14 protein-coding genes, 1 other RNA gene and 1 riboswitch are annotated in these 13,406 nt (G+C 61.3%); of the genes, 10 read left to right on the forward strand and 5 right to left on the reverse strand.

What is annotated here, in order from left to right; genetic code table 11:
- Positions 1-18 precede the first annotated feature (18 nt).
- A riboswitch (cobalamin riboswitch) is annotated at positions 19-274 on the reverse strand.
- A 207-nt stretch (positions 275-481) separates the two neighbouring features.
- From GNZ12_RS20630 to GNZ12_RS20650, 5 genes are all read left to right on the forward strand, one after another.
- Positions 482-838 carry an ATPase gene (locus GNZ12_RS20630; protein ID WP_074285133.1) on the forward strand — a complete coding sequence of 119 codons (357 nt, stop codon included), beginning with the start codon at positions 482-484 and terminating at the stop codon, positions 836-838.
- Positions 835-1,149, forward strand: a complete 315-nt coding sequence (locus tag GNZ12_RS20635) for a cell division protein ZapA (protein WP_064269037.1) — start codon at positions 835-837, stop codon at positions 1,147-1,149. Before GNZ12_RS20630 ends, GNZ12_RS20635 begins: the two co-directional genes overlap by 4 nt.
- Positions 1,150-1,259: 110 nt before the next feature.
- A non-coding RNA gene (gene ssrS, locus GNZ12_RS20640) (6S RNA) lies at positions 1,260-1,441 on the forward strand.
- Positions 1,442-1,536: 95 nt separating this feature from the next.
- A complete protein-coding gene (locus GNZ12_RS20645) occupies positions 1,537-1,995 on the forward strand; it encodes an EVE domain-containing protein (RefSeq protein WP_172313097.1) in 459 nt (152 codons plus the stop codon).
- A 197-nt stretch (positions 1,996-2,192) separates the two neighbouring features.
- A complete protein-coding gene (locus tag GNZ12_RS20650) occupies positions 2,193-2,924 on the forward strand; it encodes an SIMPL domain-containing protein (protein ID WP_172313100.1) in 732 nt (243 codons plus the stop codon).
- Between the two features lie 92 nt (positions 2,925-3,016).
- On the opposite strand, the gene lgt is transcribed toward GNZ12_RS20650, so the two are convergent.
- Positions 3,017-3,922 carry a prolipoprotein diacylglyceryl transferase gene (gene lgt, locus GNZ12_RS20655; RefSeq protein ID WP_172313103.1) on the reverse strand — a complete coding sequence of 302 codons (906 nt, stop codon included), beginning with the start codon at positions 3,920-3,922 and terminating at the stop codon, positions 3,017-3,019.
- Between the two features lie 133 nt (positions 3,923-4,055).
- A complete protein-coding gene (locus GNZ12_RS20660; protein ID WP_172313106.1) occupies positions 4,056-5,039 on the reverse strand; it encodes a LysR family transcriptional regulator in 984 nt (327 codons plus the stop codon).
- A gap of 216 nt (positions 5,040-5,255) precedes the next feature.
- Between GNZ12_RS20660 and ilvD the strand changes: the two genes are divergently transcribed.
- Together ilvD and GNZ12_RS20670 are read left to right on the forward strand one after the other, a co-directional pair.
- A complete protein-coding gene (gene ilvD, locus GNZ12_RS20665) occupies positions 5,256-6,929 on the forward strand; it encodes a dihydroxy-acid dehydratase (protein WP_120303515.1) in 1,674 nt (557 codons plus the stop codon).
- 182 nt (positions 6,930-7,111) lie between these two features.
- The gene (locus tag GNZ12_RS20670; protein ID WP_172313108.1) at positions 7,112-7,453 is read left to right on the forward strand and encodes a c-type cytochrome; all 342 of its coding nucleotides are present in this window, start codon (positions 7,112-7,114) and stop codon (positions 7,451-7,453) included.
- Positions 7,454-7,510: 57 nt separating this feature from the next.
- Here GNZ12_RS20670 and GNZ12_RS20675 read toward each other — a convergent pair whose 3' ends face one another.
- From GNZ12_RS20675 to GNZ12_RS20685, 3 genes are all read right to left on the reverse strand, one after another.
- Positions 7,511-8,206 (reverse strand): DUF2486 family protein, encoded by a 696-nt coding sequence (locus tag GNZ12_RS20675; RefSeq protein WP_172313111.1) that lies wholly within the window; start codon positions 8,204-8,206, stop codon positions 7,511-7,513.
- Between the two features lie 93 nt (positions 8,207-8,299).
- Positions 8,300-8,716 carry a DNA polymerase III subunit chi gene (locus GNZ12_RS20680; RefSeq protein ID WP_074285141.1) on the reverse strand — a complete coding sequence of 139 codons (417 nt, stop codon included), beginning with the start codon at positions 8,714-8,716 and terminating at the stop codon, positions 8,300-8,302.
- 52 nt (positions 8,717-8,768) lie between these two features.
- On the reverse strand, positions 8,769-10,310 hold the full coding sequence (locus GNZ12_RS20685) for a leucyl aminopeptidase (RefSeq protein ID WP_172313113.1): 1,542 nt from the start codon (positions 10,308-10,310) through the stop codon (positions 8,769-8,771).
- Between the two features lie 137 nt (positions 10,311-10,447).
- Between GNZ12_RS20685 and lptF the strand changes: the two genes are divergently transcribed.
- Genes lptF through GNZ12_RS20700 form a run of 3 tightly spaced genes read left to right on the forward strand, consistent with a single transcriptional unit; the run spans position 10,448 to position 13,089 of the window.
- Positions 10,448-11,545: an LPS export ABC transporter permease LptF gene (lptF, locus tag GNZ12_RS20690; RefSeq protein WP_172313116.1), complete on the forward strand. Its 1,098-nt coding sequence runs from the start codon at positions 10,448-10,450 to the stop codon at positions 11,543-11,545.
- 3 nt (positions 11,546-11,548) lie between these two features.
- Positions 11,549-12,697 (forward strand): LPS export ABC transporter permease LptG, encoded by a 1,149-nt coding sequence (lptG, locus tag GNZ12_RS20695; protein WP_172313118.1) that lies wholly within the window; start codon positions 11,549-11,551, stop codon positions 12,695-12,697.
- Positions 12,698-12,708: 11 nt separating this feature from the next.
- Positions 12,709-13,089, forward strand: a complete 381-nt coding sequence (locus GNZ12_RS20700) for a sirohydrochlorin chelatase (protein WP_172313120.1) — start codon at positions 12,709-12,711, stop codon at positions 13,087-13,089.
- The last annotated feature ends 317 nt before the right edge of the window (positions 13,090-13,406 follow it).

Genomic DNA, 13,406 nt, shown 5'->3' on the forward strand with positions numbered 1-13,406 from the left:
ATTTTACGTTTGCGCTGGGACGGCCCTCTCCCTCTGGCCGGTATCCGGGCTGGCGGCACATCGATCCCACCTTCCCACGCGTGACGCGCAGTGGCACACTCGCGTGTTCAGCTTCAAACACACGATCAGAATCGACCTGCATGACGAATGCGGTCGCTTACCGTTGCGGGGCAGCGCAGGTTCGCGCGTTCAGGCAAACGGCGCGCCCTGCTTCCCGTCTAACTGCGCGCACTGTGGAAAAGCGCACGCGGGCACCAGAGTGCGGCCAGTTTAGGAGCGGCCTTCGGCTCCGTCAAGAATGGTTAATCCGTGCGCAATCTGTTCTGTTATGTGCAGGTTATTGTCCGATGCACGAGTCGTTTTTCATCATAAGGTCGATAAAAGCCTGCACAAAGCCATGTTGTTACGTCTCGAAACGAGACAATTGTCGGAACCTGCGACATTCCGCGCTAAAATGCAATGTCTTTAGAGGACGCAGCAGATGCTCACCGAACTCGAAACACTTTCACAGAATATCGGCAAGCTGATCGCGATCAGCCAACGCCACAATGAAGCGCGGCTCGCGCTAGAAGATCAGCTCGCCCAATCGCGTGCCGAAGCAGAGGCCACGCGCACTGAACTCGCGTTGATGCGCGAGGAGCGCGATGCACTGCAAGCGGAACGCGACGCACTGTCGGCAAAGATCGACGACGCACAGGTACGCCTGAATGCGATCCTCGAAAAGCTGCCGCGGGCTCGCGCGCACAGCGAGCCAGACAATCAGCTCGATCTGCTCGAGGCCGCGCCGCATGAGGTCGACGCGGAGAGCGACGTCACCCGCCATGGAGAAAATGCATGACCACCAAGCAGATCGAAGTATCGATTCTCGGGGTGCCCTATCGCCTCGCCTGCTCGCCGGAAACTGAAGGCGCACTGCTTGAAGCGGTGGCACGCGTCGACGCCGAGATGTCGAAGATCCGCAACAACAGCAACGTACGCGGCACGGATCGCATTGCCGTCATGGCCGCGCTGTCGCTGGCATCGGAACTGCTTAAGCTGCAAACAAGCGTGAGACACGGAGAAGCATTTCCCGCAGAAGAAATCCGGCGTACAATGCACCAAATGAACGAACAACTGGGTACTGTGATTCAGCAGTACAGCATGCAGTAAGTACCCAACAGTCTCGAACAATTTCAAGCCGCCGGTCCCGAGATCGGCGGCGAATTCAAGCGGAATGCATGAGCAGAGACTCAGCAAACGTTTGAGTTCAAAATGGTTTGACTTCCCTGCCTGGTTCGCCAAGGTCATATATTCCTTGAACCAATGCCATGTGCACGGTTGTGGAAATTTGTAGCACGGGTGTGCGCGTCACTCTGTCTGATGTACCCGAAGTGCTGCTAACTGCGACCAATTCTGAACCCCCGGTTCAGGATGCCGGCCTAGCGGCTAAGGCGGGGATCCTATTCAAAACGGCATCGGACTTCGGTTCGGTGCCGTTTTTCTTTGGGCCTCGATTTTTCTTCTGACTCTTCAAACCCTTAACGTTCAATTCGATTCATGCGCTACTGGCTAATGAAGTCCGAACCGGACGAAGCAAGCATCGACCATCTCGCCCAGGCACCGCAACACACGTTGCCATGGACTGGCGTGCGCAACTATCAGGCGCGCAACTTCATGCGCGACATGATGCAGGTCGGTGACGGTGTGCTCTTCTATCACTCGAGTTGTCCTGAGCCAGGCATTGCGGGGCTCGCGGAAGTATCGTCCACTGCTTATCCGGACCCGACTCAATTCGACAAGAAGAGCACCTACTACGACGCGAAGTCGTCGCAGGAAACGCCGCGCTGGCTACTCGTCGACGTGGTATTCAAAAAGAAGATCCCGTTGATTCCGCTTGCCGCGCTGCGCGAGCATGAGGAATTGAAGGACATGCGCGTGCTCGCCAGAGGCAACCGCCTGTCGATCACGCCGGTCACTGAAGCCGAATGGCGCTTCATCACCAAGCGTCTTGTTTGACGTTGCATACGCACATGCGACCCACGGTCGCATACGATCATGCGCAATGCTGCACGCGGATGAAGGCGAACGTTGAAGAAACGTCAAATTAGGGAACCAAGCCCAGGTTACAAGCGCCTAACGGGCTCGCAAACGTTGTGCCATTGCACGGCGTTCGCTCCAATCGTGCACAACCTGTTCAAGCAAGGAGTCCAAGAATGACGAGAAACACCGCACGTGCACTCGCTCTCGCTCTCGTATGCGCCGCCCCGGCCGCGCTCGCGCTGACGCCGGCCATGGCCCGCGCGCAGAGCGTCACGCAGTATCAGCCCGCGGGCGTGCTGTCGCTGAATGCGCAGGCAAGCGCTGAAGTGCCGCAAGACGTCGTCGACATCACGCTGTTCTACGAGCAGGAAGCGAACGATCCGTCCGCGCTCACCTCGACGCTGAATCAGCGTGCCGACCAGGCGCTGCAAAAAGCCAAGGGTGTGAACGGTGTCACGGCTCGCACCGGGTCCTTCTCGATCTACCCGTCCACCGATCGTGACGGCCGCATTTCCGCATGGCGCGGCCGTACCGAAGTTGTGCTCGAATCGCACGACTTCGCCGCGGCGTCGAAGCTCGCAGGTCAGATGGCATCGATCATGCAGGTCGGCAACGTGCAGTTCTCGCTGTCGCCTGAAGCGCAGCGTACCGCGGAGCAGAAGCTCACGGGCGAGGCCATCAAGTCGTTCCGTGAACAAGCGGCTTCGTCGGCGCAGGCGTTCGGCTACAACAGCTATTCGATTCGTGAAGTCAACGTCGGGCACAACGGCGTCATGCCGCGTCCGATGATGATGATGAGCGCACGTGCAATGGGCGCCGATGCGAAGGCATCCGCGCCGGTACCGATTGAAGGCGGTACGTCGACTGTGACGGTCAACGTGTCGGGCTCGGTGCAAATGAAGTAACGCGTTTACGCTAGAGGGTCTGCTGTCAAGGAAAAAGCCACGGCATGCCGTGGCTTTTTTCATTGGCTACTCACTACGATAAAACGTAGCGCTCAGTTCGCGCCGGCCACCTGCGCCGGTTCACGCCGCGCACGGCGATAGGACCACACCAGCAGCCCGATACCGACGAGGATCATCGGCAGCGAAAGCCATTGGCCCATTGAGAGCCCCATGGCGAGCAGGCCAAGGAAGTCGTCCGGCTCACGCGCGAATTCCACCGTGAAACGGGCCAGGCCGTAGCCGATCAGGAACACAGCAGAAATTGCGCCCAATGGCTTCGGTTTGCGCGAGAAGAAAAACAGCACGAAGAACAGCGCCACGCCTTCGAGCGCAATCTCATACAACTCCGACGGATGACGCGGCAACATGTGATATTGCGCGAACACTTCGTTCAGATGCCATTGCGCGGCCAGTTGCGGATGCGTGGTGAGCCACGCGGCGTCGTCCGGCGCGGCGCCAGGAAACAGCATCGCCCACGGTGCCGACGGATCGGTCACACGGCCCCACAACTCGCCGTTGATGAAATTGCCGAGGCGCCCTGCCGCGAGCCCCGTGGGCACCATCGGCGCGACGAAATCGGTGACCTGCAGCCACGAGCGTTTGCGCTGATACGCGAACAGCACCATCGCCAGCGTCACGCCGAGGAAGCCGCCGTGAAACGACATGCCGCCTTCCCACACCTTGAAGATGTCGAGCGGATGCGCGAAGTAAAAGCTTGCCTTATAGAACAGCACGTAGCCGAGCCGGCCACCGAAAATCGTACCGAGCACGCCGTAGAACAGCATGTCGTCGATGTCTTTGGCGGTCCAGCCTTGCGCGGCGACATACGGCAAACGCAGCCGCAGCCGGCCGACAACGATCGCCGCGATGAATGCGACGAGGTACATCAGTCCATACCAGCGCACAGCGAGCGGCCCCAGATGAATGGCAACGGGGTCGAAATTCGGGTGAATGAGCATCGTGTTGTTATGGGCAGTTCAGGTTCAGAAGCGGATTTCTAGTCAATTTTCAGGTAACAGCCGGCGGTCTGCGCACCTTGCGGTGCATGCGTTGGACGGTTCGGCTTGCAATGCGTTCGCGGCAGCGTCGAGTCTAAACACGAGGCGCCGCGAACTGCGTCTCGCTGGTGGCCGCATGGATTCGCACGATCTCGATGAAGCCGGCCAACACCGGACTCACCTCCGCCGTGCGCCAGACCAACCCCGTTTCGATCGCCGGCACTGATTCGGCGAGCGGCCGGTACACGACGCCGGTGCGGCGCAGGTTACGCAACGATTGCGGCACCAGTGCGACGCCAATGCCGGCCGACACGAGGCTCACGATCGTCTGCATCTGGATCGCCTCCTGGCCGACCCGGGGTGCGAGGCCCGCCATGCCGTAGCAATCCATAATGATGTCATAAAAGCTTGGCGCCAAACGTCTTGGGAAAATCACGAGCGCCTCGTCGGCGACGTCGCGCAGGCTAATTGGTGTGTCCAGCCACTCGGCGCGCGAGTCTGCCCTGGACCCCGCGGCGCTGCCCACGCGCGCCGCCGTTTCCGTCGACATCGCGATCACCAGCGGCTCGCGGGCGATCGGCAGCCACGAGAGCTGGGTGGCATGACGCGACGGTAGCGGCGCGATCACGAGGCCCGCATCAATGCGACCGGCCACGAGTTCGTCGACCTGCACGTCGCTGGTGGCTTCGGTCAATTCAAGGCGCACCCGTGGATGACGGGCGCCGAAATCGCGCAGTAGCAGTGGCAGCAGGCCGTAATCGGCCGTTGAGACGAAAGCCAGCGACAACGCGCCCGCCTCGCCTCGCGCGAGGCTCTGCGCCAGCGGCCGCAGCCCCTCGGCACTCGCCAATAAGCGCTGCACTTCCGGCAGCAGGTCGGCCCCCACGGATGTCAGTTCGACCGAGCGCTTGGTGCGTGCGAACAACGCCACGCCGAGCGTCGCCTCCAGCGCGCGAATGGCCTGCGACAACGGCGGCTGTGTCATGGAAAGGCGCGCCGCCGCGCGTCCGAAGTGCTTTTCTTCGGCGACGGTCACGAAATAGCGCAACTGGCGCAGGTCAGGGATGGCGGGCAACATGATTAATACATTTTACGACCTAATCGAGCCTGAATAATATATTGGACACACGCTTAGCAAAACTGCATCCTTGTGCGACGCGTCGGAACTAAACTGGACTGAAGCGCCGTCGTACCTGCCGTCAAGCGCATTGGCGACGTCGGCGCAGCGCCTGCCGCACCCACTTGGGCGGCAAACACGCAGCACGGATCAAAACAAAACAGATCGGAGTTCCCCATGGCATACAACCGTCGTTCGAAGAACATCACGCAAGGCGTGGCGCGTTCACCGAACCGATCGATGTACTACGCACTCGGCTATCAGAAAGAAGATTTCGACAAGCCGATGATCGGCATCGCCAACGGCCACTCGACCATCACGCCGTGTAACGCCGGCCTGCAGCGTCTGGCCGACGCGGCCGTCGCCGCGGTCAAGGGCGCCGACGCGAATCCGCAGATCTTCGGCACGCCGACGATTTCGGACGGCATGTCGATGGGCACCGAAGGCATGAAGTATTCGCTCGTGTCGCGCGAAGTCATCGCCGACTGTATCGAGACGTGCGTGCAAGGTCAGTGGATGGACGGCGTGGTCGTGATCGGCGGCTGCGACAAGAACATGCCGGGCGGCATGATCGGCATGTTGCGCACGAACGTGCCGAGCATCTACGTGTATGGCGGCACGATCCGTCCGGGCAACTGGAAGGGCACCGACCTGACCATCGTATCGTCGTTCGAAGCAGTGGGCGAATTCACGGCCGGCCGGATGTCGCAGGAAGATTTCGAAGGGGTCGAAAAGAACGCGTGCCCGTCCACGGGTTCGTGCGGCGGCATGTACACCGCCAACACGATGAGCTCGTCGTTCGAAGCGCTGGGCATGTCGCTGCTGTATTCGTCGACGATGGCCAATCCGGACCAGGAAAAGGTCGACTCGGCAGCCGAATCGGCACGCGTGCTGGTCGAAGCGGTCAAGAAAGATCTGAAGCCGCGTGACATCGTCACCAAAAAATCGATCGAAAACGCGGTGGCCGTTCTCATGGCCACGGGCGGCTCGACCAATGCGGTGCTGCACTTCCTCGCCATCGCCCACGCGGCTGAAGTGGAATGGACCATCGAAGACTTCGAGCGCATGCGCAAGAAGGTGCCGGTGATCTGCAACCTGAAGCCGTCGGGCCAGTTCGTGGCGACCGATCTGCACAAGGCCGGCGGTATTCCGCAAGTCATGAAGATTCTGCTCGACGCAGGTCTGCTGCACGGCGATTGCATCACGATCACCGGCAAGACGATCGCTGAAGAACTGAAAGACGTGCCGAGCAAGCCGCGCGCCGACCAGCAAGTGATCTTCCCGATCGAGCAGGCGCTGTACAAGGAGGGCCACCTGGCGATCCTGAAGGGCAACCTGGCCGTTGACGGCGCGGTCGCCAAGATCACCGGCCTGAAGAACCCGGTCATCACCGGTCCGGCCCGGGTGTTCGACGACGAGCAAAGTGCGCTGGAAGCCATTCTGGCCGACAAGATCGTCGCCGGCGACGTGGTCGTGCTGCGCTACCTCGGCCCGAAGGGCGGCCCTGGCATGCCGGAAATGCTCGCGCCGACGTCGGCGATTATCGGCAAGGGCCTCGGCGAAACCGTCGGCCTCATCACCGACGGCCGCTTCTCGGGCGGCACGTGGGGCATGGTGGTCGGTCACGTCGCGCCGGAAGCGTTCGTAGGCGGCACAATCGCGTTCGTACAAGAAGGCGATTCGATTACGATCGACGCGCACAAGCTGCTCCTGCAACTGAACATCGACGACGCCGAACTGCAGCGCCGCCGCGCGGCATGGCAGCAACCGAAGCCGCGTTACACGCGCGGCGTGCTGGCGAAGTACTCCGCGTTGGCACTGCCGGCCAACAAGGGCGCGGTGACGGGCTAAGCGCACGTTGAGCACGCGCTGATTCGCCTCGGTTCTCAGGGGCGGACCCGTGGCACGGCTCGCAGCAACATAAGCTACATAAGTTACGAAAAAGCGCAAAGGGGCGCACGGGAAACCGTGCGCCCCTTTCCTTTTATAATGCGTGCACCACGAGTCGGGCACCTGCACCGACGGAGACCAGAATGAAATCAATGTCGTATGCAGCCCTTGCAGCGGCCGGTGTGCTGAGCGTCACGTTAAGCGGCGGCAGTCCGGCGGCGCACGCGGAGACCCCTGCCGGCCTCGCGCTTGCCCAGCAGCAGAACTGCATGAGCTGCCACTCGGTGACGCGTCCCTTCATGGGACCGGCACTGCATGATGTCGCCGCGAAATATGCCGGCCGCGAAGATGCCGCCAGCTATCTGAAGCACAAGATTCTGGATGGCAGCACGGGCGTATGGGGCTCAGTACCGATGCCCGCGAATACGCAACTCACACCCGATCAGGCGGCTACGCTGGCGAACTGGGTAATGACGCTCAAATGAACGCGGCTTGGTGAAAGGGGTGAGCGCAGCCGGATGAAGACGCGCCCTTTGCCATGATCAGGCGTTGCCCGAGCGCCGCGCGATCTCCTGATCAACCGCTTCCCTTACCCAGCCGGTCAATTCGGTCTCCAGCGCCAGCGCCACTTCGCGCGTGATCTGGTTGACGAGCCATGACGTGTGATCCTGCAACGCATCGCGGCAGCGCGCTTCGATGATGCCCCGCCCCTCGCCCGTCAGAAAGCCCGCGAACCGTCCACGCAGACGTTCGGCGATGACATCGGCATCGAGATTCGGCTGCGGCTGTGCGAGTGCTTCGTGAGCGATATCTGGCGGCACGATTGCGCCCGCCTCGATCGGCGCATGCGGTTCAGCACGGTCGAAGACGCCCGCTGACGGCACAAAGGCCGGCTCATGTGCGTGCCGGTGATCGGCAGCGTGGTGTGCCCTCGAGCGTTTTTTCGGGTGAGCGGGCTCTGCCGGATGCGCGGGCTCCGACACATGCACGGGCTCCGGCGCGAGCGTCGGCTCCTCCTTGGTGTGCAACGTTTCCGGCGCGTGCTCGGATTCTGGCGCAAGCACCGGCTCCTGCTTGGATTCCGGCGCGAGGGCCGGTTCTTGCGCACCCTCGGGATCAGACACCGGCTGCGTAGCCGGCGCCGCCGCGCCGCCCGGTGCATGGCGCGCCTGGGCAGGATTGCCCTGCACGAGAATCTCGTTCAGAACCGGAATCGAACTATCGTTAGGATCGGACACGCGCGCTCTCCGTGTTTGAGTCCAAGCCGAGGCAGGCCGCGCGCACGCCGAATCCATCCGACAAAACACCATGCGACGCGGGCGGAATGGGGCCTAGCTGCCTTGCTTGTAGTTGTTCAAAGCATAGCCGCGATCGCGATAGAAACGATAGCGTTCGCGGCCCGCCGCGAGTTCGTCGTGTGCGTTACCGACCACTTCCAGCAATCTTTCGAAGCGCGCGAATTGCGCCGGCACCGTGGCGCCGAGATTGAGCAGCACCTGATGGTGCGGCACATCATCGAGGCTCGAAGCCAGCACGATCGGTGTTTGCGCGGCGAGCGGCGTGCCTGCCATGCAGTGCGGCACGAAGTCGAGTGGCGAGAACGTCCACAACTGTTCGTCGAAAGCCCGCAGGCGCTCGGGCTCGGCCAGCACGATGGTCGGCTGGCCCGCCTGATACGCCTTGCGGATCAGGCGGCACGCATACAGCAGCGAATCGCCGACGTTCGAATGAAAATCGATTCTCGTCATCGGCGGCTCCGCTTTGCGTCGACAGCGACGCCCACAACCTTACTGCAATGCGTCATTGTGCAGCGCGACCGTCCGCGGCCCGACCGTCAGCGGCCCTATCGATCAGGAACTGCGCGAGCAACGGCACCGGACGGCCGGTCGCGCCCTTCGCCGCGCCACTCTTCCATGCGGTGCCGGCGATATCCAGGTGCGCCCACGGATACGCTTCGGCGAAGCGCGACAGGAAGCACGCCGCCGTCACGCTGCCCGCCGGACGGCCGCCAATGTTGGCGAGATCCGCGAAGTTCGACTTGAGCTGATCCTGATACTCGTCGTCGAGCGGCATGCGCCAGGCCGGGTCGGAAGCTTCACGCGAGGCATCGAGCAGTTCGCCCGCCAGCGCGTCGTCTTTCGAGAACAGGCCGCTGTTGTGATGACCCAGCGCGATGATGCAGGCGCCCGTCAGCGTGGCGATGTCGATCACGGCTGCCGGCTTGAAGCGCTCGGCATAGGTCAGCGCGTCGCACAGAATCAGCCGGCCTTCGGCGTCCGTGTTCAGCACTTCGATCGTCAGGCCCTTCATGCTGGTGACGATGTCGCCCGGCTTGGTGGCGGTGGCCGACGGCATGTTCTCGACGGCCGGGATGACGCCGACCACGTTGATTTTCAGGCCCATTTCGGCGACGGCGCGCAACGTGCCCAGCACCGAACCGGCGCCGCACATGTCGTACTTCATCTCGTCCATGCCTTCGCCCGGCTTCAGCGAAATGCCGCCTGTGTCGAACGTGACGCCCTTGCCGACCAGCACCACCGGCGCGGCCTTCGCGGCGCCGCCCTGGTACTGCAGCACGATGAACTGGGCCGGCTCGACCGAGCCGGCCGTGACCGACAGGAACGAGCCCATCTTCAGCGCTTCGCATTGCTTTTCGCCGAGCACTTCGACCTTCAGCTTCCAGTCTTTGGCGAGCTTCTTCGCTGTGTTGGCAAGGTAAGTCGGCGTGCAGACATTGCTCGGCAGGTTGCCGAGGTCGCGCGTCAGGTCCATGCCGTTGGCAAGCGCGGCGCCCTGCTTGGCCGCAAGCTTGGCGGCCTTCTCGTCGCCGGTATTGACGCTGAACACGATGCGCTTCAAGGCGCGCGGTCCGTTCTCCGGCTTGCTCTTCATCTGCGTGAACTTGTAGGTCAGCTCGCGCAGTGCGAGGATCGCGGCGCGCACGCCCCAATCGGCCGAGCGCTCGAGGATCGGCAGTTGGGCGAGCGTGAAGGTGACCTGGACGATCTTGGTGCCGAGCAATGCGCGCCAGGCGCCCCGCACGGCTTCGCCGTAGGCTTTCTGGCTGAAAGCATCCTGCTTGCCGAGGCCGACCAGCAGCACGCGCGAAGCGCCGATGCCTGAAACTTCGTGCAGGAACAGCGTGGTGCCGGCCTTGCCGTCCATGTCGCCGGCCTTGATGATGCGGGTCAGCAGGCCCTTGGTGGCCGCATCGATCTCCAGCGCAGCGCCCGAGAGCGTTTGCGACTCGAACACGCCGATTACGATGCAATCGGATTTTCCGGTCAGGAAACCGTTTGACGAGCCTTTGGTCCAATCACAGGCTTTTATGCTAAAGTCCATCGCGCTTGTCCTCGGATAAAATCTGGGCTTAGGATGAAAGCCGCAATTATCCGCTATTTTTCCCGCGGCGGCTGCACCGGAGGCGTGACGGGAACCAACCCGTGCGTCACCGAGAGCGCCCCTTCTCATCATCAATAATGATCTTCGAACGCTCCCTCCAGCGCGAACTCGCGTATACGGCTGGTGCCGTGTTCATGGTTCTGCTCACGCTCGTGCTGACGACGATGATGATCCGCATCGTCGGCTTCGCCGCTTCGGGCGAGATCGACCCGCGCGATGTGCTGGTCCTGATCGGCCTGACCGTGATCGGCTACGTGGCCATCATGCTCGTCGCGACCCTGTTCGTGTCGATCCTGTTCGTCCTGACACGCTGGTACAAAGACTCCGAGATGGTCGTCTGGCTGGCCTCGGGCGTCAGTTTGACCCGTTTCATCAAGCCGATCGGTATTTTCGCCACGCCGATCATCATTCTCATCATGTTCTTCGTGTTCGTCGGCTGGCCGTGGTCGAATCAGCAGAGCAAGCTGATCCGCGCGCGCTTCCAGCAGCGTGACGAAGTCTCGCTGCTCGCGCCGGGTCAATTCCGTGAGTCGGCCACCAACCACCGCGTGTTCTTCATCGAGAAGATGTCGCCCGACCAGGCGCGCGTCGAGAACGTGTTCGTGACCAGCACGGAAAACGGCAAGGTCAACGTGGTCGTGTCGAAAACCGGCCACACCGAAACACGCAAGAACGGCGACCGCTTCGTCGTGCTGGAAAACGGCCGCCGCTATGACGGCGAACCGGGGCACCCCGATTTCCGCATCATGGAATTCGAACGCTACGGCCTGAAGATCCAAAGCCAGCCGGTCGTCAATACGCCGACGACCACCGGCCTGCCTACGCTCACGCTCCTGCGTAACCCCACTGACGACAATCTCGGCGAATTCGCCTGGCGCGCGGGCCTGCCGCTGATCGCGATCAACCTGATGCTGCTGGCGATTCCGCTTGCGCACCAGAACCCGCGGCGCAGCCGCACGATCAATCTGGTGATGGCCGTCCTCATCTATCTGACGTACTCGAATCTGTTGAACGTGGTGCAGTCATGGATGGAGCAGGGCAAGTTGTCGTTCGGCGTTGGGCTGGTGGGCCTGCACATCATTGTGGCGGTGATCGTCGCGTTCATCTTCTGGCTGCGCGTGCGCAACCGGCCGCTATTCACGCGGGCGATGTTCAACCGTTCGCAGGGGGCCTGACCGATGCGCATCTATGAAAGGTACTTCGCGCGTCAGATCTATCTCACGTTCGTCTTTATTCTGTTCGCGTTTTCCGGTCTGTTCTTCTTCTTCGACCTGATCAACGAACTGAACTCCGTCGGCCACGGCAACTACAAGTTCCAGTACGCGGTGCTGCGCGTCGCGCTGCAGACACCGTCGCGCTTCTACGAAATCATTCCGGTCGCTGCGTTGATCAGCGCGATCTACGTGTTCGCGCAAATGGCGGCGAACTCCGAGTACACGATTTTTCGCGTGTCCGGCCTCGCCACAAATCAGGCACTGCGCTCGCTCATGAAGATCGGCATTCCGCTGGTGTTCCTGACTTACCTGATCGGTGAAGTGGTCGGTCCGTACACCGATCAGTTGTCGGAACGGGTGCGGCTCGAGGCATTGGGGTCGTCAGTATCGACCAACTTCGAGTCGGGCGTCTGGGTGAAGGACACGCTCACCGCGAGAGCGGACGGCGAGCAGGTGACGCGCTTCGTGAACGTCGGCGAATTGAAGCCAGACGCGACGATCAGCAACGTGCGAATTTACGAATTCGATTCGAAGTTCCGTCTCTCGAACGTGCGGATTGCGAAGAGTGGCACGTATCAGCCGCCGGGTCATTGGCAACTGACTGGCGTGACGGACACACAATTGATCGACGTCCCCCCTCCTCCGGGCACGCCGGCCGATGCGTTGAATCCGGTGTACCGTGCAAAGCAGGTGGAGTTGCCGGAGTATTCGCTGCGCTCGGAACTGACGCCACAGATCTTGTCGGTGCTGCTGGTGTCGCCGGACCGGATGTCGATGTTCAATCTGTTCCGCTACATCCAGCATTTGACCGAGAATCATCAGGACACACAGCGGTATGACATTGCGCTGTGGCGCAAGCTGCTGTATCCGTTTGCGGTGTTCGTGATGCTGGTGCTGTCGCTGCCGTTTGCGTATCTGCATACGCGCGCCGGCGTGGTGGGTGTGAAGGTTTTCGGCGGGATTATGCTGGGGATGAGTTTCCAGTTGTTCAACACGCTGTTCTCGCATATCGGCACGTTGAATACGTGGCCCGCGCCGTTGACTGCGGCTACGCCGGGGCTCGTTTATCTGGTGCTTGGGCTGGTTGGGTTGAAGTGGGTTGATCGGCATTAGGAGCCGTTGCCATGGCTACGCATGGGATGGTGTTGTTTGGGCATGGCGCGCGGGATGTGCGCTGGCGTGAGCCGTTTGAGAGGCTCGCTGAGAAAGTTCGCGCTGCGCGCGGTTCTGATGCTGAGGCTGGGCCGGTTTTGTTGGCTTTTCTTGAGTTGATGGAGCCGGATTTGCCTACCGCTGTGGGGGATCTTGTCTCCGACGGGTGTTCTGTTGTGACTGTCGTGCCTGTGTTTTTTGGGCAAGGTGGGCATGTTCGCAGAGATCTGCCGGAGGTGATCGAGCGGTGTCGTGGGTTGTATCCTTCTGTCGAGATTAAGTGCGCTGTCGCGGTTGGTGAGGATGAGGGGGTGTTGGGCGCTGTCGCTGAGTATTGCCTTCGGCAGGGTTGATTTCTTCTTTGCCCTCGCGGTGTGGTGGTTTTACACCTCCGGTGTTGGTCTTTTTTCTTTTCTCTGCCTTCGCGGCGCTTGTTTCGTCTGTTTGCCTGTGGCGTTGGGCTTTCCTTGTTCTGTTTGCCTTCGCCGTGCTTGTTTGTCTGTCTGCCTACGGCGTTGGCCTTTCCTTGTTTTTTTATGGGTCTATTAGCGTTGCCCCTGTGCGGGGCGGCACTTACTTTCTTTGCCGCCGCGTAACTATTCAGCAGTTAAGGGCGAAGGCACATGACCGGCGAAGCTCAGAGCGAGAGCATCAACAAGCGGACGGCGTT

Source organism: Paraburkholderia solitsugae, assembly GCF_013177695.1.
GTDB classification, from domain to species: Bacteria; Pseudomonadota; Gammaproteobacteria; order Burkholderiales; family Burkholderiaceae; genus Paraburkholderia; species Paraburkholderia solitsugae.

Bases quoted from the DNA above. Each gene is read 5' to 3' on its own strand.
- GNZ12_RS20685 (WP_172313113.1), bottom strand. From the start codon at position 10,310: ATGGACTTTAGCATAAAAGCCTGTGATTGGACCAAAGGCTCGTCAAAC.
- lgt (WP_172313103.1), bottom strand. From the start codon at position 3,922: ATGCTCATTCACCCGAATTTCGACCCCGTTGCCATTCATCTGGGGCCG.
- GNZ12_RS20635 (WP_064269037.1), top strand. From the start codon at position 835: ATGACCACCAAGCAGATCGAAGTATCGATTCTCGGGGTGCCCTATCGC.
- GNZ12_RS20680 (WP_074285141.1), bottom strand. From the start codon at position 8,716: ATGACGAGAATCGATTTTCATTCGAACGTCGGCGATTCGCTGCTGTAT.
- ilvD (WP_120303515.1), top strand. From the start codon at position 5,256: ATGGCATACAACCGTCGTTCGAAGAACATCACGCAAGGCGTGGCGCGT.
- GNZ12_RS20700 (WP_172313120.1), top strand. From the start codon at position 12,709: ATGGCTACGCATGGGATGGTGTTGTTTGGGCATGGCGCGCGGGATGTG.
- GNZ12_RS20645 (WP_172313097.1), top strand. From the start codon at position 1,537: ATGCGCTACTGGCTAATGAAGTCCGAACCGGACGAAGCAAGCATCGAC.
- lptF (WP_172313116.1), top strand. From the start codon at position 10,448: ATGATCTTCGAACGCTCCCTCCAGCGCGAACTCGCGTATACGGCTGGT.
- lptG (WP_172313118.1), top strand. From the start codon at position 11,549: ATGCGCATCTATGAAAGGTACTTCGCGCGTCAGATCTATCTCACGTTC.
- GNZ12_RS20650 (WP_172313100.1), top strand. From the start codon at position 2,193: ATGACGAGAAACACCGCACGTGCACTCGCTCTCGCTCTCGTATGCGCC.
- GNZ12_RS20630 (WP_074285133.1), top strand. From the start codon at position 482: ATGCTCACCGAACTCGAAACACTTTCACAGAATATCGGCAAGCTGATC.
- GNZ12_RS20660 (WP_172313106.1), bottom strand. From the start codon at position 5,039: ATGTTGCCCGCCATCCCTGACCTGCGCCAGTTGCGCTATTTCGTGACC.
- GNZ12_RS20670 (WP_172313108.1), top strand. From the start codon at position 7,112: ATGAAATCAATGTCGTATGCAGCCCTTGCAGCGGCCGGTGTGCTGAGC.